Raw genomic sequence first — 25,985 nt, forward strand, 5'->3', positions numbered from 1 at the left:
CGACAGTCACGCTTCCAAGCCGACGATACTGATACTGCTTGAGCAAGGATCGAAACGTGCCCCCACACGAAAGGGCGGCCAAGTTCGGCTTCATGACGCGGTACAGGGCCAGAGCAGCAGATCAGCAAATCAGCGCATGGACGAGGATGTGCTCGGGCAGGCGGCGAAAGACGGGGGCGATCTCAATCTCGGACTTCAGCACCCGGGAGCCGTGCTCGATGCCGGTCAAGTCCTTGTGGCGCTGGGGGACTTCTGCTGGCAAGAGGCCCTGGGTGTTCGTCGCATGAATGGAAAATGAGTCGCCATTCGATACAAACGCGCCACCGCAAGCACTTCGGCTTCCATCACCCGCAAGTCCGCACCATGTCCAGCGCCATCGATTGAGCCCATTTTCGGACGCGAGCTGCCGAACTCGGGTGCACTGGACGTCAATGAAAACCGCGGTGATTGCGGTTTTTTCTTGTGCCGCAGCGCATTGCAAGGCATGCGCGGGCATCGGCAACTGGCGTGTCTCGCCAGTTGCTTCAGATCTTCCAGCGCTCGGCCAATTTGGATGGCCGCAAGGTGTCGTACTCCTCGAACGGCTGATGAATCCAGGGGCTGGAAGGCAGCATGTCGACGTAGTAGTCGGGCAGAACCGTTGAAATGCCCTTCACCCAGATCACGGCGCTGCGCATCTCGCTGATCTTGAGCGGGCTGTGCAGGAGGCGATCGGCCACGGCCTTGAGGGTTTCACCCGAATCGGCCAAGTCATCCACCAGCAAGACACGGCCTTCGAGTTCGCCGCGCGGCAGCGTGATGTAGTTGGCAATGTCCAAACGCCCCTGCTTGGTGCCCGCAGCTTCTCGGTAAGAACTGGTGGACATGATGGCCAGGGGTTTGTCAAACACACGCGACAGGATGTCGCCGGGTCTGGCGCCGCCGCGTGCGAGGCACAGAATCTGATCGAACTCCCAGCCCGACTTGTAGACTTTGAGCGCGAGTTTTTCGATCAGGGCGTGGTATTCGTCCCAGGACACATACATGTGCTTGCCGTCTTCGCTGAGCATGATGGATAGGGCCGGTGAGAGGATAGGAGTGGATGAACGGAGAGCGGGCTGCACGGCTCAGCCCTGGAAGGGGTGGCGCAACACGATGGTGTGGTCGCGATCCGGGCCGGTGGACACCATGTCGACCGGCGTGCCGCTGAGCACGGCGATGCGGTCGAGATAGCGCCGCGCATTCAGCGGCAGCTGCTCCCAATGCGTGGCGCCAGCCGTGGTCTCACTCCAGCCGGGAAAGCGCTCGTAGATGGGGATGCAGCGGGTGATGTCGTCGGCGTCCAGCGGCAGGATGTCGATCACCTTGCCGTCCAGGGTGTAGCCGACGCCAATCAGGATTTCGTCCAGTCCGTCCAGCACGTCCAGCTTGGTGATGCACTGTCCTGTGGTGGAGTTGATGATGTTGGCGCGCTTGAGCGCCGCGGCATCCAGCCAGCCGCAGCGACGCGGCCTGCCGGTCACGGTGCCGCGCTCCTGGCCGACCGTGTGCAGATGGTGGCCCACGGTGCCGGGATGGTCGATCGGCAGTTCGGTCGGAAACGGCCCGCTGCCCACGCGTGTGGTGTAGGCCTTGGTGATGCCGAGCACATAGCCGAGGTAGGCCGGCCCAACGCCAGAACCCGCAGCGGCATTGCCGGCCACGCAGTTGCTGGAGGTGACGAAGGGATAGGTGCCGTGGTCGATGTCGAGCAGGGTTCCCTGTGCGCCTTCGAACAGCAGGCGCTCGCGGCGCGCATGGCATTGGTGCACGAGATAGCCCACGTCGGCCATCATCGGGCGAATGACTTCGGCCAGTTCCAACAGACGCTGATACGTCGGCTCGAATGCCACGGCCTCGGTCTGCAGATAGTCGCGCAGGATGAAGTTGTGCAACTCCATGGTTTCACGCAGTTTCTCGGCCAGGCGCGCGGGATGCTTGAGGTCTTGCACCCGCACCGCGCGGCGCGCGACCTTGTCTTCATAGGCCGGGCCGATGCCCTTGCCGGTGGTGCCGATTTTGCCGATGCCACGCGTTTCGCGGCGAGCTTCGCGCGCCAGGTCGAGCGCCACATGCGAGGGCAACACCAGCGGGCAGGACTCACTGATGCGCAAGCGCGAACGCACCTCCACGCCCGCGGCTTCCAGACGCGTGATTTCCAGCAGCAGATGGCTGGGATCGACCACCACGCCGTTGCCGATGTAGCAAGCCACGCCGGGGCGCATCACGCCAGAAGGAATGAGTTGCAGCGCGGTTTTATGGCCGTTGATGACCAGGGTATGGCCGGCGTTGTGCCCACCCTGAAAGCGCACCACGCCATGCGCATGCTCGGTCAGCCAATCGACCACTTTGCCCTTGCCCTCGTCGCCCCATTGGTTACCCACGACGACCACATTACGTCCTGTGCTCACGACACCTCTTACAACGGAAATGGAAATGGACCAGTTGGACGCGTGTCAACCGGGGGAATAGGAAAGCACCTGCCACTGGCCATCGGTGCAGGTCAGTCGGCGGTCGAACATGAATTGTTTGCCTTCGAGCGCAGCGCCCTCAGGCAGCTCGATCACGGTATGCCCATGCTGCCGCAGATCGTGGACAGCCTGGCTGTAGCCGCTGCGTTGCGACCATTCGGCCCTGATGGCCGGCGTCGGCGCCTGCGCCTGCGCGTGACGCACCAACTCACGCAAATCCAGCGAAAACCCGGTGGCAGGCCGCGGACGGCCAAAGGTCGCGCCGATTTCGTCATAGCGCCCTCCCCTGGCCAAGGCATCCGGCTGGCCCTGCGCATACAGGCCGAAAATGACCCCGCTGTGGTAGTTGTAGCCGCGCAGATCGGCCAGGTCGATTTGCACATCGACCCCGGCGTGCACATGCGTGGCGGCCAGGCGCGCCAGATCGGCCAGCGCCTCACGAATCAACGGGCGATCCGGCAGGGCCTTGGCGGCCTGCTGCAGGATTGCGGCATCACCGAACAGGTCGGGCAAAGCCAGAATGGCATCGCGTTGTGCAGGCGCTGCGGCATGCGTCAGCTCCAGCAGCCGCGCATGATCCTTGCGCGACAGGGCCTCGAGGATCTCGCCCAGTTGCTGCGGCCCCGCGACCATGCCGGCAAGCACGCCACGAACGATGCGAACGTCGGACAAGGTCAAGGTCATGCGCCGCACATCGCCCAATTGCAGGCCGCGCACGGCCAGCTGCTGCACCTCGAGATCGGCGTCCAGCCCAGCATGACCGTAGAATTCGGCGCCGAACTGCAGTGGCTCGCGCGTGGCAAACACGCCTTGGGCCCGCGTATGCACAACGCTGCCGCAGTAGCACAAGCGGACGATGCCCCGACGATTGAGCAGATGCGCGTCGATGCGGGTGGCTTGCGGCGTCATGTCGGCACGCAGTCCGAGCGTGCGTCCGGACATCTGGTCGACCAGCTTGAAGGTCTGCAGATCGAGATCCTGGCCCGTGCCGGAAAGCAGCGAATCCACATACTCGACCAGCGGCGGAATGACCAACTCATAGCCATAGCCACGCGCGGCATCCAACAAAGTGCGGCGCAGCTGTTCAATCGCGCGCGCCTCGGTTGGCAGCACGTCGGAAAATTGCTCGGGCAGGAGCCAGGCAGTCATGAGCGATGGGAGATTGATGCTTGCTGAAATCAAACCGGCATTCTAGGTCGCGGGCCATGCAGACCAAACGGTCGTGCAGCACCGGGATGCTCATCTGCAGGGTCGGCAAAGGCGCTGCGGCTGGCTTGCAGGCACGGCCCCGCGCGCAGCGGCGCCATGCCTGCGCTCAACGTCTGGCTGGACTTGCTTTCGTTGAGGCGTCGCCGTTTGGATTGCGGAAGAAGCGGAAAAAATCGGAGGATGGGTCGAGGACGACGACGTCGCTGCGGCTGTTGAAGCTCGCGCGATAAGCCTCCAGGCTGCGATAGAACTCGGCGAACTGCGGGTTCTGGCCAAAGGCCTTGGCGTAAATCTCGGATGCCTTGGCGTCACCCTCGCCCTTGATGGTCTGGGCGCGGCTGTAGGCATCCGCAACGAGGATCTCACGCTGCTTGTCGGCTTCAGCCCGAATTTTTTCGGCCTCGGCCTGGCCGGTGGAACGCAGCTCATTGGCCACGCGCTTGCGCTCGGCGGCCATGCGGCGATACACGGACTGCGTGATGTCGGCCACGAAATCGACCCGCGTCAGGCGCATGTCCACGATCTGCAGGCCAGTGCCGCTGACAGATTGCGTGATGACCTTCTGCACATCGGTCATGATCTTGTCGCGCTCGGAAGCCAGGACCTGACCCACCGTGCGACGCGTGATCTGTTCGTTCAGCGCTGCCTTCACGATCTGGTAGAGCCGATCGTTGGCGCGCTGCTCATTGCCGCCGTAACTACGAATGAATTCGGTGGGGTTGACGATGCGCCATTTCAGATACCAGTCGACCACCACGTTCTTCTTCTCGGCGGTGATGAAGCGGTCGGTTTCCGGGCTTTGCAGCGTCAGCACGCGCTTGTCCAGAAACACCACGTTCTCCAATGGCGCAGGCCACTTGAAGTACAGCCCGGGCGACTTGATCACCCGCTTGATTTCGCCCAGTGCGAAGACCGCGGCATATTGGCGCTGATCGACGACGAACATGGAGGACGCGAGGATGCCCAGGACGACGACCAGGGCGACGATGGCAAGAATGATTCGATTCATGGCTGGACCTCAGCGGGAGTTGCGCTCGCGCAGGCTGTCGCGCGAACTGCTGTCTGAGGCGTTGGCAACGGGGCTGGAACTCACCAATGCGGCTGCGCTGTCGGTGGCTGCGGCTGCGGAGGCGGGCAAACTCGGCAATGGCAGGCCTGCCGCTGCCGAGCGCGACGGCGTCGCCGGCTGTGGCGCTGCGCTTTGTTGCAGGAGCTTGTCGAGCGGCAGATACAGCAGGTTATTCGAGCCGCGCGACTCCACCATCACCTTGCTCACGTTCGACAAAATTTGCTGCATGGTTTCCAGATACATGCGCTCACGCGTCACCTGCGGAGCTTTTTCGTACTGCTGCAAGATGAGGTCGAAGCGCGAGGTATCGCCCTGCGCTTCCGCCACGACCCGAGCCTTGTAGCCCTCGGCCTCCTGGATCAGCCGCGAAGCGGTGCCCTTGGCGCGCGGCACCACGTCGTTGGCGTAGGCCTCGGCCTCGTTCTTCAATCGCTCGCGGTCCTGGCCGGCCTTGATGGCATCGTTGAAGGCCGATTGCACCTGCTCCGGCGGTTGCACGCTTTGCAGGGTGACGTTGGTCACCAGAATGCCGGTCTTGTAGCGATCCAGAATGGACTGGATCAAATCCTGCACCTTGATGGCGACTTCCGCACGGCCCTCGTACAGCACATAGTCCAGGGTCTTGTTGCCGACCACTTCGCGGATTGCGGTTTCGGCAGCTTGCGTCACCACGTCGTCGGGGCTGCGGTTGCTGTAGAGGTAGTTCACCACATTGCTGATGCGGTACTGCACGGCAAAGCGGATGTCGACGATGTTCTCGTCCTCCGTCAACATGGCCGAAGCCGGCAGGCCGGTGGTGCGGATTTCCCCACCACGGCCGATTTCGACCGAGCGTACTTGCGAAACGTTGACGATTTCCTCGGACTCGATGGGATAAGGCAAACGCCAATGAAAACCCGCCTCTTCGATGTAAGCCAGCTTGCCGAAGCGCGTGACGACGGCCTGCTGACCTTCCTGCACGATGAAAAAGCCGGAGCCGAGCCAACCCAGTACCAGAACGGCAACCAGGATGATGAGCCCCATGCCAGCAATCTTGGGCGAGGCCTGGAAATCCGGCCGCCGCGGAGGTTTGAAGCCGCCGCCACCGCCGCCCTTGCGGCCAAACAGGCCATTGAGCTTGCGATTGAAGTCGCGCCACAGTTCGTCGAGATCCGGCGGACCACCGCCTTGACCCGGACGCTTGCCGTCCTGACCCGGGCGCTTGTCACCTTGACCCGTACCGTTGCCGTTCTTGGGATCGGGGCTTTGGGGTTGTTGGTCCGAACCGCCTCGCCCCCAGTTGGGATCGTTCAAATTCAGGCTGGCTTCGGGCGGTGCGGAAGCGGCAGAGGCTGCCGCTCGGGGCCACTTGAGTTGCATGGTGGAGGCGTTGGATGTCAAATATGAAAGGTGGGGTTGGTGTCGGCTTCGCTGCGAGCGACCAAGCCCGCCAGATACGCCCGCACCGTATCGAGTCCCGCGCCTGTCAAGGCGCTGACGTCAAAGCTTTTGATGCTATCACGACCACCAAAACCGGCATGCGCGCCGTAACGATCTGTAAACGGGACGGGGGCTTGGAGCTTGTCAATTTTGTTGTAAATCAAAATCTGCGGGATGTCCTTGGCGCCGATCTCCGCCAATACGCTATTCACTTGCTCGATCTGCTGCTCGCGCTGCTCATTCGATAAGTCGACCACATGCAGCAAGACATCGGCCTCCACGGTTTCATCCAGCGTGGCCTTGAAAGCATCAACCAGCGAGTGCGGCAAATCGCGGATAAAACCCACGGTGTCGGATACCACCGCAAAACTTCCGGGCGCGAGAAAAACGCGGCGCGTAGTCGTGTCCAGCGTGGCAAACAACTGGTCGGCAACATAGCCATGGGCATGCGTGAGCGCATTGAACAGGGTGCTCTTGCCGGCATTGGTGTAGCCGACGATGGAAACGCGCAGTTGTCCGGCCCGGGCGCGGGCGCGCCGCTGGGTGGATCGCTGGCGTTCGAGCTTGTGCAGCCGCACCTGCAGGATCTTGATCTTGTCTTCCAGCATGCGGCGGTCGAGTTCGATCTGCTTTTCACCCGGACCGCCGCGCAGGCCAATGCCGCCTTGCTGGCGCTCGAGGTGCGTCCAGCCACGCACCAGGCGGGTTGCAGCATGACGCAGTCGCGCCAATTCGACTTGCAATTTGCCTTCGCCGCTGCGCGCGCGGCGCGCGAAAATTTCCAGGATCAGTGCCGTTCGGTCCCAGACGGAAACGCCAAGTTCACGCTCGAGGTTGCGTTGCTGCACCGGGGACAAGGGGTTGTCGAAGAGCACGCAAGAGGCCTGGCTGTCCAGCACCTGCTGCTTGAGTTCGGCCACCTTCCCGGACCCGATATACAGCGCAGGGTCGAGGCGGCGCCGGGCGCTCCACAGACTGGCGGACGGCAGGAGGCCCGCCGAGAGCGCCAGTTCACGCAACTCGCCAAGCGTGGAATCGGGGTGTGGCTGGCCGGTGTCGACCCCGACGAGCACTGCGCCGGGGGCAGCCTCAGGCCGCGTCTGACTCAGACTCACCGACGTTGAAACTCACGGGACGGGCTGGCACAACGGTGGAAATGGCATGCTTGTAAACCATCTGTGTCACGGTATTGCGCAGCAGGACCACGTATTGGTCGAACGATTCGATATGGCCTTGCAGCTTGATGCCGTTGACCAGATAAATCGAAACCTGAACATGCTCCTTGCGCAGCAGGTTCAGAAAGGGGTCTTGTAGCAACTGCCCTTTATTGCTCATGGAAAACTCCGGTTGGGATTGTTATGCGAAAACTGCGAATTGCTGGTTGAACATAGCACAAACCCTTGTCATCGCGGGCTCGTCAAATGATCGGGACTTTCCGGCAAGAAGGCCGTCCGCAGCCTTACCAGCGCTCCGTTTTGTAGGGATTGTTGGAGGACCGATATTCCACCCGCAGCGGGGTGCCGCTGAGCTTGAAAGCCTTGGAAAAACGTGATTCCAGATAGCGCGTGTAGCTGTTGGGCACCCGGTCCAGGGCATTGCCGTGAATGACGATGACGGGGGGGTTCTGGCCACCCTGGTGGGCATAGCGCAATTTGGGCCTGACCGTGCCGGCGCGCGGTGGCTGCTGGAAGGCGACCGCCTCCTGCAAGGCACGCGTGAGCTTGGGGGTGGACATCTTGGCGAATGCCGCCTTGTAAGCCTCGTTCACCGACTTGAGCACCGCCGACAGCCCCTTGCGCGACAAGGCGGAAATCTCGTGCTGGCGGGCGAAACTGAGAAACGGCAGGCGCTCGATGAGGGCGTTGTTGAACTGATGCCGTTGGTATTCGTCAACCATGTCCCACTTGTTCGACGCCACCACCACCGCACGGCCCGACTCCACGGCAAAGCCGGCAATATGCGCGTCCTGATCGGACACGCCTTCGCTGGCGTCGAGCAAGAGAACGACGACGTTGGCGGATTCGATCGCCTGCAGCGTTTTCAGCACCGAGAATTTCTCGATGGTCTCGAACACCTTGCCTTTGCGCCGCAGACCTGCGGTATCGATCAGGGTGTACTCCACCCCGTCGCGGCTGAAAGGCACTTCGATCGCGTCGCGGGTGGTGCCCGGCTGGTCGAACGCAATCACGCGCTCTTCACCCACCAGGGCGTTGATCAGCGTCGATTTCCCCACATTGGGCCGGCCCACGATCGCCAATTTGATGGCGCGCGGTTCGAGGCTGAACGCGAGGCTCTCGGGTGTGACGCCATCGGGCAAAACGGATTCAGCCTCGGGCGCATGCGTGGCGTCAACGACGGAATCTTCCTCGGCGAGCGGCGGCGCGGGGGGACGAAGATGGTCGCCAATGGCATCGAGCAGTGTGCCGACGCCACTGCCGTGCGCCGCGCTGACCGGCAAGGGTTCGCCCAGCCCCAGTTCATGAAACTCGGCCATGGCCGTCGGCGGCAGGCCTTCGGCCTTGTTCACAGCCAGCAACACCGACTTGCCGGTCTTGCGCAGATAGGCGGCAATGCGCTGATCCTGCGGAGCCAGCCCGGTTCGGGCATCGGTCAGAAAGACCACGACATCCGATTCGGCGATGGCCTGCTTGGTCTGCTTGGCCATCTCGGCCACGATTCCGCTATCCACCACGGGCTCGAAGCCGCCCGTATCGACCACGAGGAAGGACTGGCCCTCCCACTGCGTCTTGGCGTAATGACGGTCGCGCGTGAGGCCGGGAATATTGGCGACGATGGCGTCGCGCGAACGCGTGATGCGATTGAACAACGTGGACTTGCCCACATTGGGGCGGCCCACCAGGGCAACGACGGGGATCATGTGGGGGCAGTTGCCAGGGTCATGCTCATTGCGGCAGGAAACCAAAAACACCGCCATCAGAAGTGACGGCCACGATGGTGTTGCCGGAGATGACGAGCGGCGAGCGAATGGCCGCCCCATCGGTGCTGACGCGCCCGATGAGCTTGCCGTCCTTGGCTGAAAGAAAGGTGATGTAGCCCTGGTAGTCGCCAACCGCAACCGTGACGCCCACCAGCAGCGGTGCGCTCAGCTTGCGGTACTTGAGTTGGTCATTGCTCCAGCGCTTGGCGCCATCCACGGCACTGTAAGCCTGCACCACGCCATCGCCCTGGGTGGCCAACAGCAGATCGCCGTTCTGGCTGATCCCGGTATCGCCGTCGGCCTTGTCGGCCCAGAGCAAGCGTCCGGTATCGAGATCGGCGCAACCCACGACCGATTGGTAGGCGCGGGCGCAGACCATGGACGCCGCGACCGATGGCGCCCCGGTGATGCCCACCACGCGCTCGACCTCGGTGATGCCGCGCGGCCGCGCGAGCGTGGCTTGCCACTGAACAGCGCCCGTCGCAGCGGAGATGGATTCGATCCGTCCCAAGGCCGTGCCCACCAGCAGGCTGCCCGCCTGCGGGGTGATGCCGGAAGCCTGCTGCAACAGCAGCGCGGGGGCACGTGAATCAGCGGTCCAGAGCTTTTGCCCGTTCGCTGCATTGAATGCCCATAGGCGCTGGTCAGCGCCTTGCACGGCAATGGTTCCGTCCACCACCGCCGGCGCGGTGATCACACTCGTGGGCAGTTGGTACAGCCACAGCACCTGGCCTTGCGGTCCGAGGGACACGACCTGATTGTGCGAATTGACCACTGCCGTGAACGTGCCATCGCTGCCAGTGCCGGCGGTAATGCCACCGGCAATTTTGCTGCGCCAGATGGTGCGCCCGGTGTTGGCATCCAGGCGCTCCACCGTGCCGTCGCTCGAGGCCACGACCACGCTGCCGGCAGCAACGGCGGTCGAGAACGTGGCAGGAACCGGACCAATACTCGTTTTCCAGGCCGTTTTCGCTTGCAGGATGGACGCCACCGGAGTCAGCGGAGTGGGGTCGGGAAGCTTCGGCCCGGAGGCGCAGGACGCAAGCAACAAGACGGAGCTTGCCGCAAGCACAACAGCCAAGGCGCGCATCATGATGCCAGGCCCCCAACGCTCTGCAGCTTGATTTGCACCAGTTGGCGGTAGCTGGAATTCGGCGGCAGTAGCCGCATCGCATCCTCATAGGCCTTGCGTGCTTCTTGGGGCTTGCCCAGCAGCGCTTCGATGTCGCCGCGGCGGGTGGCGAAGAGCGCGTCGAACGCCGGGGCGGGAGACTGCTTCACCGTGGCAAGCGCTGCCTGCAGCTGCTTGGCATCGACCTGCAGGGCTGACAGATTGAGTAGGGCGGTGGCGCGGTAGGACTTGCTTTCGGCATGCTCGGAGGTCCAACGCAGCAAGGCTTCGGCGTCCGCCGTCTTGCCTGCATCGGCATAGGCCTTGGCCATGGTCAGGCCACCCATTTGGGCGTAGGGGCTGGTGGAAAATTTGTTCTGCAAATCGGTCCAAGCGGGAACTGCTTTTTGCAAATCACCAGCCTGAAGCTCCTTGCTGATCTGGGCGAACAGGGCGGATGCCTCGGTGGTTTGGCGGACTTGCCACCATTGCCAGCCGGCATAACCGGCCCAGGCAAGGGCGACGACGAGCACGAGAGACGAAATCAGCGTCCCCCAGCGGCTCCAAAAGTCGCGCAGGCTTTCTATCTGGTCTTGCTCTTCGAGGTTGTAGCTCATGGATGGTGGCATTCAGTGCGGCCAGCCATTCTAGGGGGCCAAGGCCGGCGGCGCGGAGGCAGCAAGCTGTTCGATCAGAACCTCCAGCGACTGGAGCGACACGAGGCGTTGCTGGCCGGCTTCTCCCTGGCCTTGACGCAAGGACTTGACCGTCACGGCACCAGCGGCGAACTCGTCCTCGCCGAAGATGAGCGCATGGCGCGCAGCGCTGGCGTCGGCTTTTTTCATTTGTGACTTCATGCCGCCGCTGCCAGCATGCAGCACGACATGCAGGCCCGCTGCACGCAGACGCTCTGCGGTTTGCATCGCGACGGCCAAGGCAGGCGCGTGCGCCAGAACGATATAGGCGTGCGGCTCCAGGGCGGGAGTCTGCATGCCACCCTGCTCCAGCAAATCGAGGACCCGCTCAACCCCCAGCGCCCAGCCGCAGGCTGGCGCCGGCTTGCCGCCGATCTGCTCGATCAATCCGTCGTAGCGCCCACCGGCGCACACCGTGCCCTGCGCGCCCAGGCGGTCGGTGACCCACTCGAACACCGTGAGGTTGTAGTAGTCCAGCCCCCGCACCAGACGCGGGTTGACGGTGTAGTCCTGCCCGGCGGCAAGCAGCAAGGCTTGCACGCCCTCGAAGTGCGCCAGCGACGCCTCGCCGAGTTCGTCGATCAGGCGCGGCGCGGCATTCACCAGCGCCTGCATCTGCGGATTCTTCGTGTCGAGAATACGCAGCGGATTGCGGTGCAGCCGGCGGCGCGCATCTTCATCCAGCTCATTCTGATGTTGCTCGAAATAGGCGATGAGCTTGAGCCGGTGGCGCTGACGCTCCTCGGGCTGACCCAGGCAGTTGAGTTCCAGGCGCACGTCGCTCAAACCCAGCATCTGCCACAAGCGGCGCGCCATCAAAATGAGCTCGGCATCCACATCCGGCCCGGCGAAACCCAAGGTTTCGGCACCCACCTGATGGAACTGGCGGTAGCGGCCGCGCTGCGGGCGCTCGTGGCGGAACATCGGCCCGGTGTACCAAAGGCGCTTGCCGCCGTCGTACAGCAGGTTGTGTTCGATGCAGGCGCGCACCACAGCGGCGGTGTTCTCCGGACGCAAGGTGAGTTGCTCGCCATTGAGCGCGTCGGTGAAGCTGTACATCTCTTTCTCGACGATGTCGGTCACTTCGCCGATGCCGCGCACGAACAGCGCCGTGGGCTCGACGATGGGGGTGCGGATGTTGCGATAGCCGTAGGCGCGCATGAGTTCGCGCACCTGGGACTCGAACCATTCCCAGACTGCCGATTGCGGCGGCAGCAGATCATTCATGCCTTTGACGGCATTGAGTTTTGCATTCATGCGGAGATTAATTCGCGTGGGCCTGATGAGGAAACGCACGGCCGCCCGAAGTTTCCTCATCCCCCTCGGGGGGCGGCTGCTGCGCAGCAGCAGCCTGGGGGCGGTCTAAGCCCCAACGCTGTTGGATATAGCTGTTGACGATGTCGAGAAATTGTTCGGCGATGCCGCCGCCACGCAGGGTGTAGCGTTTTTCGCCGTCGATGAAAACTGGGGCGGAAGGCTGTTCGCCCGTTCCCGGCAGACTGATGCCGATGTCGGCGTGGCGGCTTTCACCCGGGCCGTTGACGATGCAGCCCATCACCGCCAGGCGCAAGGTTTCAACGCCGGGATATTGCGCCCGCCAAACCGGCATTTGCGCCCGCAGGTGGCGGTCGATGTCTTGCGCCAACTCCTGGAACACACTGCTCGTGGTGCGCCCGCACCCCGGACAAGCCGTGACGCTGGGGACGAAGCTGCGCAAGCCCAAAGCCTGGAGGATTTCCAGCGCGACCACCACCTCCTGGGTGCGCGCCTCGCCCGGCGCCGGGGTGAGCGAGACACGAATGGTGTCGCCGATGCCTTCCTGCAGCAGGACCGACAGGGCCGCGGCCGATGCCACGGTGCCCTTGGTGCCCATGCCGGCTTCGGTCAGGCCGAGGTGCAGGGCATAGTCGCTGCGGCGCGAAAGCTCGCGGTACACGGCGATGAGGTCGCGCACGCCCGAGACTTTGCACGACAGCAGGATTTGGTGGCCGGGAAGGCCCAGTTCCTCGGCGCGCTCGGCCGACTGCAAGGCCGATGCAATCAGCGCTTCGTACATCACCTGTTGCGCGTCACGCGGCTGGGGCTGCTTCGCGTTGGTGTCCATCAAGTCGGCGAGCAGTTCCTGGTCCAGGCTGCCCCAGTTCACGCCAATGCGCACCGGTTTGTTCCAACGCGCGGCAACCTCGATCATCTGGGAGAACTGGCGGTCTTTCTTGTCACCCTTGCCGACGTTGCCGGGGTTGATGCGGTACTTGGACAGAGCCTGCGCGCAATCCGGATATTGCGTCAGCAGCACATGGCCGTTGTAGTGGAAGTCGCCGATCAGGGGGACATCCACACCCATGCGGTCGAGCTGCTCCCGAATAACCGGCACAGCCGCGGCAGCCTCGGGGGTGTTGACCGTGATGCGCACCAGCTCGGACCCGGCTTGCGCCAATTCCTTCACCTGAATGGCCGTGCCAATGGCATCCACCGTGTCGGTGTTGGTCATGGACTGCACCCGCACCGGCGCATCGCCGCCGATGGCAATCGTGTTCCCCCCCCAGCTCACGAGTGCCTGGCGCGTCGCCCGCCGCTGCGGCACGGCATCTGGAATCAAGACCGCATCTGGCATGAAAACCTTTTGCATCACGGTTTGGGGATGGTCAAGCGGGCGACGTTGTTGTTGGTCCTGGGGGTCAGATCGACAGGCTTGCCGTCGAGGCTCACCTGGGTTTGAGCTGCATTGCCCACCACGAGTTGCAGCGGAAAATCTTGCTGGGACAGAGCGATGCTTTGCTGGCCTGCAGCAGCAACAAGGCCCGAAAACAAGACGGTGCCCTGGCTGCTGGTCACCTGAACCCAGCTCTCGGCGGCGGCCTGAATGCTGAGTGCTGGTCCGGCGGCTGCGGCCACCGGGCTGCTGGATGCTGCGGCCGGCTGCGGGAATTGCCGTGAGCCGGCACCGGAATCGGTCGCGGCAGGAGCCGCTGCCGCCGATGCCGAAGCGATGGCCAACGGGTTGGCGCTCGGCATCTTCGCCATGATCGATGGCGTAGCCGAGGGCAATACAGGCGACGAACTCGCTTGCGCCAACACAGCGGAAGCCGGCTTCGCGGGCATGGTCTGGGGCAGCCACTTCGCCAGATCCTCCGCATGGGGCAGAAAGAACACCAGCAGCGCAGCGATGACAAGTCCCGCCACCGCCAGCCACCAGAGCTTGCGCGCACCATGTCCCCCCCCTGCAGGAGCCGCGGGCACGGGCTTGCCGGAACTCGTGGCTGTTGGTCGGGTCGGGATGGTTTTGGCATGCGGCAGCGGCGGCAGCACCTGCATGATGGCCTCGGTGTCGGCCTTTAGCGCCTTGCTCGCGGCGCGAAGCAGGCCGCGAGCGAAGGCCGTGTCTGGCAGGCGCTCCCAATCTCCAGCCTCGAGCGCCAGGATCTTGTCGGACGACACCTTGAGCTGAGTTGCGAGTTCGCTGGCGCTTTTACCCGCGGCCTCACGTGCGGCACGCAGCATGCCACCCGCCTGGGCACGCGCTGCGCGCTGCGCATCAGCCTGTGAATTGGAGCTTGTCATCGGCTGAAATCAGCGGGGAAGCAGGCTTGGGTCGTCAAACCTGCCCTGCTGGACGGCAATGGCCTCGCGCGAATCTGGAAAGCGCTGCTCCAGTTGCGTGGTCCAGCTGCTGGCATCCAGCGCATCGCCCGAGCGCCGCGCGATGAGAACACCCACCCAGAGCGATTGCGCGCTGGCGTACTTGCCGGAGTTGACGCGCTGGATATAGAACAGCGCATCCTTGAATTTGTTCTGGCGGTAAAGCACCAAAGCCAGATTGGTGGACAGCGCGGGGTTGGCTGGGTCGAGCGCGAAGCCGGCACGCAGCGTTTTCTCGGCCCCGGCAAGATCACCATCGCGGTACTGGCAAACACCGTAGGCCAGATCGGTGCGTTCCGGATAACGGTAGCCGGGAACTGCCAAGGCGCGCTGGAACATGGTGAACGACTCGGCATAACGTCGATTGGTGCACAGGAACCAGCCATAGTTGTGCAGCGCATCGGCATTGTTCGGCGCGATGGACAGCGCCTTGCGGAAGCTCTGTTCGGCCTGCGGGTTCTGGCCCAGGCTCATTTGAATCAGCGCCTGCATGGTGTAAGCCGGCACGTAGTCGGGAGCCTGGTCCAGCGCTTTGCCCACCTCGGAGAGTGCCACCTCGGCCTGACCGCGCTGGTAATAACCTTCGGCCAACTCCAGGCGGATTTGCGCGTTCTTGTCGGCCTCGGCGCTGCCCGTGCTGGGCGTCGCGCTCGTCGAGCCATTGCTTTGGGCTGGATGGCTGGCGCAGCCGCCGAGTTGCAACAAGGCAAAACCCAGCACCAGGATGGCGGGCGGCAGCGATGCGAAACAACCACGGTCAGTCCATCGGGTTTGCTTGTTCATGGCATCAGTTCAGGTTGGACAAGCGGGCGGGCTCGCGGCCTCGACCCGAATGGGGATGACGGGCCGTGGCGGCACCGCGGATGACGTGCTTGCACGCGCTGGCTTGCGACTGGTGCGATCTTGCACATCGCCAGCCAGTTGGCCGCAGGCGGCATCGATGTCGTCGCCGCGCGTCTTGCGCACCGTGGTGACGAAGCCCGCGTCCACCAGGATCTGCGCGAACGCAGCAATGCGCCCGGCAGGCGACCTTGCAAGGCCGGACTGCGGGAAAGGATTGAACGGGATGAGGTTGAACTTGCACGGAAAGCGGTTGTGCAACAGACGGACCAACTGCCGGGCATGTTCGGGAGCGTCGTTCACACGGTCGAGCATGCAGTATTCGAAGGTGATGAAGTCGCGCGGGGCATGCGCCAGATAGCGCTCGCAGGCGCCCAGAAGCTCGGCCAGCGGGTATTTGCGATTGAGCGGGACGAGATCGTCACGCAGAGCGTCGTTCGGCGCGTGCAGGGAAACCGCGAGCGCGACGGGACAATCGGCCGCGAGCCGGTCGATCATCGGCACCACGCCCGAGGTGGACACGGTCACGCGGCGACGCGACAAACCATAGCCGTCGTCATCGAGCATGGCCCGCAACGCTGGGATGAGCGCGCTGTAATTCTGCAGCGGCTCGCCCATGCCCATCATCACCACATTGGAGATGGCGCGCTCGCCGGCCGCCAGGCCGAGGGATTCGCGCATGCTGAACTCGGCGTGCCAGAGCTGCGCCAGGATTTCGGCCGTAGTCAGGTTGCGGCTGAAGCCCTGCGCTCCGGTGGAACAGAAGCGGCAGGCCATGGCGCATCCCGCTTGCGACGAAACACACAGGGTGTTGCGCTGCGCCTCGGGAATGAACACGGTTTCCACGGCGTCGCCCGCACCCACGTCGAACAGCCACTTCACCGTACCGTCACGCGAGCGCTGCTCGGTGAGCACCGGCAGGGATTCGATCCGGGCTGCGCCCTGCAACCAGGCCCGCAGAGGCTTGGCCAGATCGCTCATGCCGGCAAATTCGGCCACGCCCTTCTGGTGCATCCAGCGGAACACCTGGCGGGCGCGGAAGGGTTTTTCGCCATGCGCGGCGAACCAGTCCACCAGACCGGCACGGTCGAACTGAAGCAGGTTGGTGGTGGACATGGCCGCGCAGCGGGAATCAGCGAGTGAACACCCAGTTCGGCGGAAAGAAAAAGGCGATTTCGGTTGCCGCGTTCTCCGCACTGTCCGAACCATGCACGGCATTGGCGTCGATGCTGTCGGCGAAATCGGCGCGAATGGTGCCAGGGGCAGCCTTCTTCGGGTCGGTCGCACCCATCAGCTCACGGTTCTTGGCAACGGCATTGCTGCCTTCCAGAACCTGCACCAGCACGGGGCCGGAAACCATGAAATCGACCAGATCCTTGAAGAAAGGACGATCCTTGTGCACGGCGTAAAAGCCTTCGGCCTCGGCGCGGGAAAGATGCATCATGCGAACGGCGGCGACCTTGAGGCCGGCAGTCTCGAAGCGGTCGATGATCTTGCCGATACAGTTCTTGGCGACAGCGTCGGGCTTGATGATTGAGAGCGTGCGCTCCATAAGGTTTTTTCTCCAGAAATCAAGTGATTAAAAATGAATTGTAAGGCGCTCACTCATGGCGAATGATGAACCTCCCAACCCTGAATTCAGCGCATCACCGGCCATTGCCGGGCCGCGCCAGGGCCACCCCAAGCTTGGCCTGCACACTCGCGGGGAGGAGTCCTCTTGCGAATGTCCCGGGGCAATTTCAACGCGGGAAGTTGCGTCGTTTGCCGCCCGGCCCCGGGCCCGCACGCGGACCCTGGCCGAACCCTTGCCCCAGGGCTGAACGCATCGGGTCAGGCTGGCCGCCGGAACCACCTTTCTTGCCACCACGGGCCGAGCGTGGCTTGTTGTTGCCACCATGGCCGCCGGCACCTTTGCCGAACAAGGCATCGACAGCGCTCATGGCATAGCTGTTGGGTCCCGGCTCGCGTTCAGGAAGCTGTCGGTCGTCGTGCTCATGACGCGGAGCCGCGCGACGTGCTTCGCGGGTGGCCCGGCCGAAGAGCGCATCCACCGCGCTCATGGCGTAGCTGTTGGGGCCCGGCTCGCGCTCGCCGCTCGGGCCGCCACGCTCAGCATTGCCACGGCCGCCGGGGGGGCCTTCCGGCCGATCTTGATTGCGGCCATCGTTGCGTCCGGCTTGGCCACGCGATTCCTGCCGCTTGTCATTGCGTCCACCAGGCTTGCGCTGGGACTGGCCATTGACGCCATTGGCGCCATTGCCGCCCGGCTTCTGGCCCTTGGACCGGTCATCCAAACCCTGAACCGTGCCGGAATGGTTCATCATGGCCTTGACGTCTTCGCGCTCGATTTCCGCGAAATCGCCACGGCGCAAACCGGCGGGCAAGGCGATGGAGCCATAGCGCACGCGAATCAGGCGGCTGACCGTGAGGCCCACGGCCTCGAACAGGCGGCGCACTTCGCGGTTGCGCCCTTCGGCGATGATGACCCGATACCAGCGATTGGCGCCCTCGCCACCGGCTTCTTCCAGGCTCATGAAACGTGCGGGACCGTCGCTCAGGTCCACACCCCCCAGCAATTTCTGGCGTGCCGGGTCATCCACCTGCCCCAGCACACGCACCGCGTACTCGCGCTCGACGCCCTGGCTGGGGTGCATGAGCTTGTTGGCCAGTTCGCCCGAGGTGGTGAACAGCAGCAGACCTTCGGTGTTGATGTCGAGCCGGCCGATCGCCGTCCACTTCGCGTTCTGCACCCGCGGCAGGTTGCGGAACACCGTGGGACGGCCTTCCGGATCCTTGAAGGTCACGACCTCGCCCACTGGCTTGTGATAGACCAGCACCCGCGCTGGTGGCGGGCTGATGCGGAATTTGAGCGGCTTGCCATTGACGCGGATCTGGTCGCCAGGCTGAATGCGCTGGCCCAGATGCGCCGGCTCGCCGTTGACGGACACCAGGCCATCGACGATGAGTTGTTCCATTTCGCGGCGCGACCCCACCCCGGCCTGGGCCAGGACCTTGTGCAGTTTCGGCGCTTCGGGTGATGGCGGCAGCACACGGCGGGCACCGGGCTCGGCGGCTTCGGCGATTTCGACGGCACGGTCGAAATCGCCGGAAATGACCTCTTCGATGCGCACCGCGGGGACGTTTTTGGCCGGGCCGCGCAACGGCGAGTTGTGCTTCTTTTTGCGCTGGTTCTGGTTTTGACGCGGACGATCGGGCCGGTTCGGGCGATCGGCACGCGCGGAACGCTCGGGCTGTGCCTGGTTGCCGTCAGCATCGTGTTGCGCTTCAGCCGGCGCGGTTTGCTGCGCCTCCGGCACGACAGATCCGGTTGGCCGGGTTTCGGTCTCTGCCAGGCTGGGCCCGGGGGCTTTGCGCTTGCGGCGCCGCGGCGCATCGCGCGGCGTCATGTCGTCGCCTGCGGTCTGCCCGGCTTGCGGGCTCGTGCCTTCGGCAGACCCTTCAGCGGCAACCGGATCGACGCTGGGCGCCGCGTTGCCCGGCGACGCGATCGAGTGCGGCTCGGAGCGGGCTGACTGCGTGCTTTCACCTTCATCGTGCGCCGGGGCTGCTGCTTCGACTGCCACGGCCTTGCGCCGCCGCGCCGGGCGCTGCGGTGCCGGTTCGGCAACCACCGGGGTGGCAGGGTTGGAGCTGGCGTCAGCGTCGGAGATGGATTCGTCGTGTTGCATGGAGTCGGTGGTGTGGGGTACGGGTCAGGCCTGTTCAGGCGGCTGGCAGGGGATCGGACGCGGCAATGCTGTCGGAAGCCGCCGATTCGGATGGAACTGGGAATGTGGGGGATGGGAGCCATGCGGCAGCGTCTGCAGTGGCAGCGGGGGAAGATTCGGCGGCTTCGACGCCGTCGCCTGCCGCCGCTTGACTGACGGACGAAGGCTCGAACATGTCTTCAATCTCGCCGCCCAAGGGCAACAGATCGATTTGCTGCGGGTCGGCGCTGGCGACCTCGGCTTGCATCGCGGGAAGTTCGCCAATCGTGGCCACGCCGAGATCGTCGAGAAACTGGCGTGTGGTGGCGAACAGCACCGGCCGCCCCGGCCCTTCGCGATGGCCGATGGCCTCGATCCAGCCACGATCTTCCAACTGGCGCAGGATCTGCGCATTGACCGCCACGCCGCGAATGTCCTCGATATCGCCGCGCGTCACGGGTTGCCGGTGGGCGATGATGGCCAGCGTTTCCTGCACTGCGCGGGAGTAGCGCGGCGGCTTTTCGGGATTGAGTCGCTGCAGATAAGGCTGCATGTCCTCACGGCTTTGCATGCGCCAGCCGCCAGCCACGGCGCGCAACTCCACGCCGCGCTCGCGCCAGTCGTGGCGCAAGTCGTCGAGCAGCAAGCGCAGGGTGTCGGCGCCGACCTGTTCGTCGAACAGGCTGCGCAGACGCTCAAGGCTCAAAGGTTGGGTGGCACACATCAGCGCGGTCTCGACGACCCGCTTGGCCAGTGCAATATTCATGCGTGTCAGGAATCGTGCGCCGATGGTGGGTTGCCGGAATGGGACTTCGGCAAGCGGGTTGCGTGAACCCTGGAAAACTGCTGCGGCGCGACGTGGGATCTATTTTAGCCCAGTCCGTCAGGCCAGGGCCACCTGCATTCAGGTCGCGTCTGCTTGCTGTGCCGGATGTGCATTGACGAATGCCGGCAACTGCATGCAGGCGTCGAACAAGCGCATGAGGTCGGGAACGGCTTGCAGATCGCATTTGAAGCGCTGTGCGTTGCAGATCTGCGGAATCAGGCAGCAGTCGGCCAGGCCCGGCGCTTGTCCATGCACGTAGGGGCCGGGTGGGCCGGGCCAGCGGCGCCATTGCTCCTGCCAGGCGGCAAGGCCGGTGTTCACCCAATGCTGGTACCAGCGCTGGCGCGCCGCCTCGTCGGCGCCGAATTGGCTTTGCAGGCGGTTCAGCACCCGCAGATTGTTCAGCGGGTGAATGTCGCAGGCAATCGCCAGGGCCAGGGCACGCACCCGCGCCCGACCCGCTGCGTCGGCTGGCAGCAGCGGCGGATTGGGGTGCTGCTCTTCGAGATACTCCAGGATGGCCAGCGACTGCGTGAGGCTGAGGCCGTCGTCCTCCAGCACCGGGATGAGCCCTTGCGGCGAACGCCGCAAATGCTCCGGCAGGCGTTGCTCGCCATGCGCCAGATGCACCGGAACGATGGCGTAGGACAGGCCCTTGAGGTTGAGGGCGATGCGCACGCGGAATGCCGCGGAGGAGCGAAAGTAGCTGTAGAGCGTGCGCATTCAGACCTCGGACTGCAGTGGTGATGGCAAGGAAAGCAGGCCATTCGCTTCGGCGGCGCCCATGGCGGCTTGCGCGGCAGACGCAGCCTCCGCCAGTCCGGGCTTGGGCGCATAGAAGGCGTCAGCATGCACATCTCCGGCTGGCAGGCCGCGTTCCAGCAGGCAGGCACTCACCGCTTCGACCATGCCGGGCGAACCCGCGAGATAGACCTTGGCGCCGGCGAAGTCGGCCACATCGTTCAGCAGCACATCGCCGACGCGGCCGGTGCGATCGCTCGCGTCAGCGTCCTGCTCCACCACGACGTGGAAGCGGAAGTTGTTGAATTCATGCTGGAGTTGGGCGAGATCCTCACGGCCGTAGACCTCGGCCGGCGTCTTGAACCCGACATAGAACACCACGGGTTCGAGTTTGCCGTTATTGAGCGCCGTTTTCACGACGCTGAGCATGGGCGCGAAGCCGGTGCCTGCCGACACGGCGTAGAGCGGGCCTTCGTGCCGTGGGCGGAAATGGCTGGAACCCATGGGCCCGTCGACAGCAATCAGGCTGCCCAACTGGATGCTGCGCCCGAGCAGGCCGCTGAAGGCGCCGGTGGCGGTACGGCGGATGTGAAATTCAAGTTCGTCGTCGTATTCCGCGTCCACCGGGGTGCTGGCCATGGAAAAGTCGCGCGCGACCAGGGTGTCGGGGTCGGTTTGCACACCGAGCTGGGCGTATTGACCGGCGGAGAAGAGGAAGGGCTCGCCATCGCGGTCGACGTAACGGATTTTCAGGCGCAGGCCGAAAACTTCCGGCGCCAGCTCGCGCAGACCGATGACCTCGGCGACGAGATGGCGCTCGGGGTGGACGATGTAGTCGTCACTGTCGATCAGGCGCAGTTGCACGTCGCCCTTGAGGCGGCTGCAGCAGGCCAGAATCAAACCCTGCTCGCGCTGCGCCAGCGGCAAGGCGGTGTCCTTGTAGCCTTGCAAGTCAACCTCGCCCTGCTCAAGGACGCATTTGCAGCTGCCGCACTCTCCCTGTTTGCAGGAATAGTGGATGGGAATCTTGTAGCGGCGCAGCACCTTCAGCAGGTTGTCGTCGGCGTCGGCCTGGAGTTCGAGACCGCTTGTGGGGATGGAGATGATGGGCATGGAATGGTCGCGGCGCGTTCGGCGCGTAATCCGAGCATTGTTTCAAAACTGCGCGGAACATGGCGCCGGGGACTGAAAAGCCCGCAGCGCTGCCCTGCCCCGAAGGCCCTGCAACAATGAGACCATGCACCCACGCCTGATCCAACATTGCAACCATTGCGGTGCGCCCGTCGACCACCGGGTTCCCGAAGGCGACACGCATCTGCGTGCGGTCTGCCCTGCTTGCGGTCATGTGCAATACGAAAACCCGCGCAATATCGTGGGGACGGTGCCGGTGTGGGAAGGCCGCGTGCTGCTGTGCAAGCGGGCCATCGAGCCGCGCCACGGCCTCTGGACCCTGCCGGCCGGGTTCATGGAGTTGCACGAAACCACCGAACAAGGCGCCCTGCGTGAAACCCAGGAAGAGGCCGGTGTCGACGTCGAACTCGACGGCCTGTACTGCGTGGTCAACGTCAAGCCGGTGAGCCAGGTCTACCTGCTGTACCGCGCGCGCATGTTGCAACCCACATGGTCACCAGGGCTGGAAACCCTGGAAGCGCAGCTGTTCAGCCCGAGCGAAGTGCCGTGGGAGCAACTGGCGTTTCGCGCCGTGGGCGAAACCCTCAGGCGCTTTTTTGCCGAGCAGCAAACCGGACACTACAACTTGCAGGTGTTCGATATCGATTGACGCGCCGGGTCGCAACCCGCCCCAGGCCAGGGTTCGGGGTTGGCGGCGAGTGCGGCGTCGCCCGGCACATGCCGGCGCAACGCACGGCGCCGGCGGAACCTTTGAGCGCCCCCAGGGCCGGCTCGCCGACCACGCCCCCCGTGGGGGTCAAGGAAACTTGGGGCGACCCTGTGTTTCCTTGAGAGCGATCGAGTCGAAAGAATGCCCGAACTCATGCAAGATGTGCGATAGTTGCCCAATCCGCTCCGACCTCTGCCGCGCCATGAAAGCCATTCCCACCGCCCCCATGCACCGCATGGACAAGCCCCATCCCTGCGATGTGTGTTTTCAGAGTCGGTTCTGCCTGCCGATCTCGCTGCCACAAGACGAGCTCGTGCGCATGCGCGACATCATGCAAACCACCATCAGGCTGACCAAGGGAGAGCGGCTGTTCGAGGCCGGACAGCCGATGGACAAGGTGTTTTCGGTCCATGCGGGATCGTTCAAATCGATGATCAGCAGCCCCGACGGGCGGCAGCAGATCGTGGGTTTCCACGTCCCCGGCGAACTGATGGGCCTGGAGGGTTTTTCCGCGCGCATCTACATGACCGATGTGATCGCGCTGGAGGATGGCGAGGCTTGCGAAATCGACGTTCGCATCCTGGAAAACAATGCCCGCGAACTGCCCACCTTGCAGCAGCAGATTCATTGCCTCATCGGCAACCGGCTGGCGCGGGCGCAGCAGGACCAATTCGTGCTCGGCAGCATGCAGGCCGACGAGCGTCTGGCGCGCTTCCTGCTCGATCTGTCGGAACGCTACAAGTCGCGCGGCCTCTCACCCGAAGAATTCGTGTTGCGCATGAGCCGTGAGGAAATCGGCAGCTACCTCGGGCTCAAACTGGAAACCATCAGCCGTCTGATGTCGCGCTTCCACCAAGCCGGGCTGGTTCACGTTGCGCAGCGACAGGTGCGCATCACCAACCGCGAAGGCCTGACCGAGTTGCTGGTTCCACAGGAGCATTGAGTTCGGCGCGCAGATGGGCCGCAGCGCAGCGTGGCAAGGCGCCCATCGGCCAGCGATCGGTGCCAGCGATCGATGCCAGTTATCGGTCCTTGCCCAAGCGCGAAAAGGCCGCCGCCATGGCTGATTGGGCTGGTGCCGGCGCTGCCGTCGGCCGCGCTCTGCCGCCCTGCCCCGGCGGCTGACGCGCCGCACCGTCGCCGCGCTTGCCTGCGGCGGCCTCACCACCGGGCTTCTGGGTGCGCATGCTCAAAGCAATGCGTTGCCGCTGCACATCCACCTCCAGCACCGTGACCGTGACAATGTCGCCGACCTTCACCACCTCGGCGGCGTCTTTCACGAAGCGGTCGGCGAGTTGCGACACATGCACCAGGCCATCGCAATGCACGCCCAGATCGACGAAGGCGCCGAAGGCAGCGACATTGCTCACCGTGCCCTCCAGGCGCATGCCAGGCTGCAAGTCCTTGATGCTTTGCACATCTTCTTGCAGCCTCGCCACGCGGAAGGCAGGACGCGGATCGCGGCCGGGCTTGTCGAGTTCAGCCAACACGTCGCGCACGGTGTAGAGGCCAAAGCGGTCGTCCACCAAGGCTTCGGCGCGGATGGCTTGCAAGGCCTGCGCATTGCCCATCAGCACCTGAATGGGCTGGCCGGCAGCGGCAAGAATGCGCTCGACCAGCGGGTAGCTTTCAGGATGCACGGCAGAGCGGTCGAGCGGGTTGTCGCCATCCATGATGCGCAGAAAACCGGCTGCCTGCTCGAAAGTCTTGGCACCCAGGCCGGGCACATCCAGCAGGCTCTTGCGGCTGCGAAAAGCGCCGGCCGTGTCGCGCTGGCGCACGATGTGATCGGCAATGCGCGCGTTCAAGCCCGCCACGCGCGCCAGCAGCGGCACGGATGCCGTGTTCACATCCACGCCAACGCGGTTCACACAGTCCTCCACCACCGCATCCAGCCGACGTGCGAGCTGGGTCTGGTCGACGTCATGCTGGTACTGGCCGACGCCGATGCTCTTGGGATCGATCTTCACCAGCTCTGCCAGCGGGTCTTGCACACGGCGGGCGATGGAGACCGCGCCGCGCAGGCTCACGTCCAGATCGGGTAGTTCCGCGCTGGCCAGGGCGCTTGCGGAATACACCGAAGCGCCGGCTTCGCTCACCACCACCTGCGTCAGCGTGAATTCCGGATGGCGTTGGGCCAGTTCGCTCGCCAGCCTGGCGGTTTCACGGCTGGCGGTGCCGTTGCCGATGGAGACGATCTGCACGCCGTGCCGGCGGCATAGCGCGGCCAGGGTGTGCAGGCTGCCGTCCCAATCGCGCCGCGGCTCGTGGGGGTAGATGGTCGCGGTGTCCAGCACCTTGCCGGTGGGGTCGGTCACGGCCACTTTCACGCCGGTGCGAATGCCGGGGTCCAGGCCCATCACGGTCTTGGGGCCGGCGGGAGCGGCCAGCAGCAAGGCGCCCAGATTGGCGCCGAACACGGCGATGGCCTCGCTTTCAGCCTGCTCGCGCAGCTTAGTGAACAGCTCGCGTTCGAGCGAGAGCGAAAGCTTCACGCGCCAGGCCCATTGCACGCAGCGCTGCAGCCAGTCGTCAGCCGCACGGGCACGGTGGGACCAGCCGATATGCGCGGCGATGCGCTGCTGCGCTGCATTCAGGCCGCTGGCACTGCTGGCCGCGCCAGCGCCAGTCGTGCCGTCTTGTGGCAGTTGCAAGCTCGCATCCAACACCTCTTGGCTGCGACCGCGAAACACCGCCAGCGCGCGGTGCGAGGGCACGCGGGCAATGACTTCGGCGTAATCGAAATAGTCACGGAAATTGGCGCCTTCCTCGGCCTTGCCCTCGCGCAGTTGCGCGCGCAGCATGCCGCAGTTCCACAGCCATTCGCGCAATGGCCCCACCAGGGTCGAGTCCTCGGCCCAGCGCTCCACAAGGATGTCGCGCGCCCCGTCCAGGCAGGCTTGCGGCGTGCTGAAGTCGGAGCCGTCCTCGCCCTTCTCGGCGCGCGCGAACGCCGTGGCCTCGGCCAGCGGGTCCAGCGCGGGGTTGGCGAACAGCGCATCGGCCAGCGGCTCCAGCCCGGCGTTGCGCGCCTTTTGCGCACGGGTTGTCACGCGCGGCTTGTAGGGCAGATAGAGGTCTTCAAGTTCCTGCTTCTGCGTGGCAGCAGCAATGGCGGCCTGCAACTCGGGCGTGAGTTTGCCCTGCGCGTTGATGGATTTGAGGATGGCCGCGCGGCGCTGCTCCAGTTCGCGCAGATAGCCCAGGCGGACTTCCAGATTGCGCAGATGCTCGTCGCTCATGCCCCCGGTGGCTTCCTTGCGGTAGCGGGCGATGAAGGGGACGGTGGCGCCACCGTCGAGCAGTTCCACCGCGGCCGCAATCTGCGCCGGGCGCAATTGCATCTCGGCCGCGAGCTGGGCCAGAATCAGCGCCTGTTGCGCGGCGCCGCCCTCTGAGTTCGAAGAAGTGGTCATGGAAGAGGCCATGCGGCAAAAAGGGCGCAGTCTAGCCCCCTGCCGG

At 64.3% G+C, this 25,985-nt stretch carries 24 protein-coding genes; 2 read left to right on the top strand and 22 right to left on the bottom strand.

Features of this window, described 5'->3' with window-relative positions; genetic code table 11:
- Window positions 1–121: 121 nt before the first annotated feature.
- From THIX_RS24330 to THIX_RS15730, 21 genes are all read right to left on the bottom strand, one after another.
- Window positions 122–496 carry a hypothetical protein gene (locus THIX_RS24330; RefSeq protein WP_233224793.1) on the bottom strand — a complete coding sequence of 125 codons (375 nt, stop codon included), beginning with the start codon at window positions 494–496 and terminating at the stop codon, window positions 122–124.
- A 28-nt stretch (window positions 497–524) separates the two neighbouring features.
- The gene (locus THIX_RS15635) at window positions 525–1,049 is read right to left on the bottom strand and encodes a phosphoribosyltransferase (protein ID WP_112486921.1); all 525 of its coding nucleotides are present in this window, start codon (window positions 1,047–1,049) and stop codon (window positions 525–527) included.
- 57 nt (window positions 1,050–1,106) lie between these two features.
- Window positions 1,107–2,429: an adenylosuccinate synthase gene (locus THIX_RS15640; RefSeq protein WP_112486922.1), complete on the bottom strand. Its 1,323-nt coding sequence runs from the start codon at window positions 2,427–2,429 to the stop codon at window positions 1,107–1,109.
- 45 nt (window positions 2,430–2,474) lie between these two features.
- Window positions 2,475–3,638 carry an ATP phosphoribosyltransferase regulatory subunit gene (locus tag THIX_RS15645; RefSeq protein ID WP_112486923.1) on the bottom strand — a complete coding sequence of 388 codons (1,164 nt, stop codon included), beginning with the start codon at window positions 3,636–3,638 and terminating at the stop codon, window positions 2,475–2,477.
- A 166-nt stretch (window positions 3,639–3,804) separates the two neighbouring features.
- A complete protein-coding gene (hflC, locus tag THIX_RS15650) occupies window positions 3,805–4,707 on the bottom strand; it encodes a protease modulator HflC (protein ID WP_112486924.1) in 903 nt (300 codons plus the stop codon).
- Between the two features lie 9 nt (window positions 4,708–4,716).
- A complete protein-coding gene (gene hflK, locus THIX_RS15655) occupies window positions 4,717–6,126 on the bottom strand; it encodes an FtsH protease activity modulator HflK (protein WP_112488415.1) in 1,410 nt (469 codons plus the stop codon).
- A gap of 17 nt (window positions 6,127–6,143) precedes the next feature.
- Window positions 6,144–7,295: a GTPase HflX gene (gene hflX, locus THIX_RS15660; protein ID WP_371413011.1), complete on the bottom strand. Its 1,152-nt coding sequence runs from the start codon at window positions 7,293–7,295 to the stop codon at window positions 6,144–6,146.
- Window positions 7,276–7,521, bottom strand: a complete 246-nt coding sequence (hfq, locus tag THIX_RS15665) for an RNA chaperone Hfq (protein ID WP_112486926.1) — start codon at window positions 7,519–7,521, stop codon at window positions 7,276–7,278. The genes hflX and hfq overlap by 20 nt, the downstream gene beginning before the upstream one ends.
- A 124-nt stretch (window positions 7,522–7,645) precedes the next feature.
- A complete protein-coding gene (der, locus tag THIX_RS15670; RefSeq protein WP_112486927.1) occupies window positions 7,646–9,064 on the bottom strand; it encodes a ribosome biogenesis GTPase Der in 1,419 nt (472 codons plus the stop codon).
- Window positions 9,065–9,089: 25 nt separating this feature from the next.
- Window positions 9,090–10,217: an outer membrane protein assembly factor BamB gene (bamB, locus tag THIX_RS15675; RefSeq protein ID WP_112486928.1), complete on the bottom strand. Its 1,128-nt coding sequence runs from the start codon at window positions 10,215–10,217 to the stop codon at window positions 9,090–9,092.
- The gene (locus THIX_RS15680) at window positions 10,214–10,852 is read right to left on the bottom strand and encodes a tetratricopeptide repeat protein (RefSeq protein WP_112486929.1); all 639 of its coding nucleotides are present in this window, start codon (window positions 10,850–10,852) and stop codon (window positions 10,214–10,216) included. Before THIX_RS15680 ends, bamB begins: the two co-directional genes overlap by 4 nt.
- Before the next feature lie 30 nt (window positions 10,853–10,882).
- Window positions 10,883–12,187: a histidine--tRNA ligase gene (gene hisS, locus THIX_RS15685; protein WP_112486930.1), complete on the bottom strand. Its 1,305-nt coding sequence runs from the start codon at window positions 12,185–12,187 to the stop codon at window positions 10,883–10,885.
- A gap of 7 nt (window positions 12,188–12,194) precedes the next feature.
- Complete coding sequence (gene ispG / locus THIX_RS15690) at window positions 12,195–13,559, bottom strand: flavodoxin-dependent (E)-4-hydroxy-3-methylbut-2-enyl-diphosphate synthase (protein WP_233224758.1); 1,365 nt, start codon at window positions 13,557–13,559, stop codon at window positions 12,195–12,197.
- Entirely contained in the window at window positions 13,559–14,491 is a 933-nt protein-coding gene (locus THIX_RS15695; protein ID WP_112486931.1) for a helix-turn-helix domain-containing protein, read from the bottom strand. The genes ispG and THIX_RS15695 overlap by 1 nt, the downstream gene beginning before the upstream one ends.
- 9 nt (window positions 14,492–14,500) lie before the next feature.
- Complete coding sequence (gene pilW / locus THIX_RS15700) at window positions 14,501–15,352, bottom strand: type IV pilus biogenesis/stability protein PilW (RefSeq protein WP_112486932.1); 852 nt, start codon at window positions 15,350–15,352, stop codon at window positions 14,501–14,503.
- Between the two features lie 9 nt (window positions 15,353–15,361).
- Window positions 15,362–16,525, bottom strand: coding sequence for a 23S rRNA (adenine(2503)-C(2))-methyltransferase RlmN (gene rlmN / locus THIX_RS15705; protein WP_112486933.1), 1,164 nt, complete (start codon window positions 16,523–16,525; stop codon window positions 15,362–15,364).
- A 16-nt stretch (window positions 16,526–16,541) separates the two neighbouring features.
- On the bottom strand, window positions 16,542–16,961 hold the full coding sequence (ndk, locus tag THIX_RS15710; RefSeq protein ID WP_112486934.1) for a nucleoside-diphosphate kinase: 420 nt from the start codon (window positions 16,959–16,961) through the stop codon (window positions 16,542–16,544).
- Between the two features lie 187 nt (window positions 16,962–17,148).
- Window positions 17,149–19,098: a 23S rRNA pseudouridine(2605) synthase RluB gene (gene rluB, locus THIX_RS15715; RefSeq protein ID WP_233224596.1), complete on the bottom strand. Its 1,950-nt coding sequence runs from the start codon at window positions 19,096–19,098 to the stop codon at window positions 17,149–17,151.
- A gap of 34 nt (window positions 19,099–19,132) precedes the next feature.
- Window positions 19,133–19,882: an SMC-Scp complex subunit ScpB gene (scpB, locus tag THIX_RS15720; RefSeq protein WP_112486935.1), complete on the bottom strand. Its 750-nt coding sequence runs from the start codon at window positions 19,880–19,882 to the stop codon at window positions 19,133–19,135.
- A 138-nt stretch (window positions 19,883–20,020) separates the two neighbouring features.
- Window positions 20,021–20,665, bottom strand: a complete 645-nt coding sequence (maiA, locus tag THIX_RS15725) for a maleylacetoacetate isomerase (RefSeq protein WP_112486936.1) — start codon at window positions 20,663–20,665, stop codon at window positions 20,021–20,023.
- Entirely contained in the window at window positions 20,666–21,796 is a 1,131-nt protein-coding gene (locus THIX_RS15730; protein ID WP_112486937.1) for a 2Fe-2S iron-sulfur cluster-binding protein, read from the bottom strand.
- A gap of 124 nt (window positions 21,797–21,920) precedes the next feature.
- On the opposite strand from THIX_RS15730, the gene THIX_RS15735 reads away from it, so the two are divergent.
- Entirely contained in the window at window positions 21,921–22,463 is a 543-nt protein-coding gene (locus THIX_RS15735) for an NUDIX hydrolase (protein WP_112486938.1), read from the top strand.
- A 262-nt stretch (window positions 22,464–22,725) separates the two neighbouring features.
- Window positions 22,726–23,466, top strand: a complete 741-nt coding sequence (locus tag THIX_RS15740) for a helix-turn-helix domain-containing protein (RefSeq protein WP_112486939.1) — start codon at window positions 22,726–22,728, stop codon at window positions 23,464–23,466.
- A 79-nt stretch (window positions 23,467–23,545) separates the two neighbouring features.
- Here the strand turns inward: THIX_RS15740 and THIX_RS15745 are convergent, their stop codons facing one another.
- Entirely contained in the window at window positions 23,546–25,939 is a 2,394-nt protein-coding gene (locus THIX_RS15745) for a Tex family protein (protein WP_199195317.1), read from the bottom strand.
- Window positions 25,940–25,985 lie beyond the last annotated feature (46 nt).

The organism is Thiomonas sp. X19, from assembly GCF_900089495.1.
GTDB lineage: Bacteria > Pseudomonadota > Gammaproteobacteria > Burkholderiales > Burkholderiaceae_C > Thiomonas_A.

What these genes read in the sequence shown, in the direction of transcription:
- THIX_RS15645 (WP_112486923.1), bottom strand. Translation starts at nt 3,638, where the DNA reads ATGACTGCCTGGCTCCTGCCCGAGCAATTTTCCGACGTGCTGCCAACC.
- hfq (WP_112486926.1), bottom strand. Translation starts at nt 7,521, where the DNA reads ATGAGCAATAAAGGGCAGTTGCTACAAGACCCCTTTCTGAACCTGCTG.
- rluB (WP_233224596.1), bottom strand. Translation starts at nt 19,098, where the DNA reads ATGCAACACGACGAATCCATCTCCGACGCTGACGCCAGCTCCAACCCT.
- pilW (WP_112486932.1), bottom strand. Translation starts at nt 15,352, where the DNA reads ATGAACAAGCAAACCCGATGGACTGACCGTGGTTGTTTCGCATCGCTG.
- bamB (WP_112486928.1), bottom strand. Translation starts at nt 10,217, where the DNA reads ATGATGCGCGCCTTGGCTGTTGTGCTTGCGGCAAGCTCCGTCTTGTTG.
- der (WP_112486927.1), bottom strand. Translation starts at nt 9,064, where the DNA reads ATGATCCCCGTCGTTGCCCTGGTGGGCCGCCCCAATGTGGGCAAGTCC.
- THIX_RS15735 (WP_112486938.1), top strand. Translation starts at nt 21,921, where the DNA reads ATGCACCCACGCCTGATCCAACATTGCAACCATTGCGGTGCGCCCGTC.
- scpB (WP_112486935.1), bottom strand. Translation starts at nt 19,882, where the DNA reads ATGAATATTGCACTGGCCAAGCGGGTCGTCGAGACCGCGCTGATGTGT.
- THIX_RS15680 (WP_112486929.1), bottom strand. Translation starts at nt 10,852, where the DNA reads ATGAGCTACAACCTCGAAGAGCAAGACCAGATAGAAAGCCTGCGCGAC.
- ndk (WP_112486934.1), bottom strand. Translation starts at nt 16,961, where the DNA reads ATGGAGCGCACGCTCTCAATCATCAAGCCCGACGCTGTCGCCAAGAAC.
- hflC (WP_112486924.1), bottom strand. Translation starts at nt 4,707, where the DNA reads ATGAATCGAATCATTCTTGCCATCGTCGCCCTGGTCGTCGTCCTGGGC.
- hisS (WP_112486930.1), bottom strand. Translation starts at nt 12,187, where the DNA reads ATGAATGCAAAACTCAATGCCGTCAAAGGCATGAATGATCTGCTGCCG.
- rlmN (WP_112486933.1), bottom strand. Translation starts at nt 16,525, where the DNA reads ATGTCCACCACCAACCTGCTTCAGTTCGACCGTGCCGGTCTGGTGGAC.
- THIX_RS15635 (WP_112486921.1), bottom strand. Translation starts at nt 1,049, where the DNA reads ATGCTCAGCGAAGACGGCAAGCACATGTATGTGTCCTGGGACGAATAC.
- maiA (WP_112486936.1), bottom strand. Translation starts at nt 20,665, where the DNA reads ATGCGCACGCTCTACAGCTACTTTCGCTCCTCCGCGGCATTCCGCGTG.
- THIX_RS15695 (WP_112486931.1), bottom strand. Translation starts at nt 14,491, where the DNA reads ATGACAAGCTCCAATTCACAGGCTGATGCGCAGCGCGCAGCGCGTGCC.
- ispG (WP_233224758.1), bottom strand. Translation starts at nt 13,559, where the DNA reads ATGCAAAAGGTTTTCATGCCAGATGCGGTCTTGATTCCAGATGCCGTG.
- THIX_RS15745 (WP_199195317.1), bottom strand. Translation starts at nt 25,939, where the DNA reads ATGACCACTTCTTCGAACTCAGAGGGCGGCGCCGCGCAACAGGCGCTG.
- THIX_RS15740 (WP_112486939.1), top strand. Translation starts at nt 22,726, where the DNA reads ATGAAAGCCATTCCCACCGCCCCCATGCACCGCATGGACAAGCCCCAT.
- hflK (WP_112488415.1), bottom strand. Translation starts at nt 6,126, where the DNA reads ATGCAACTCAAGTGGCCCCGAGCGGCAGCCTCTGCCGCTTCCGCACCG.
- THIX_RS24330 (WP_233224793.1), bottom strand. Translation starts at nt 496, where the DNA reads ATGCCCGCGCATGCCTTGCAATGCGCTGCGGCACAAGAAAAAACCGCA.
- THIX_RS15730 (WP_112486937.1), bottom strand. Translation starts at nt 21,796, where the DNA reads ATGCCCATCATCTCCATCCCCACAAGCGGTCTCGAACTCCAGGCCGAC.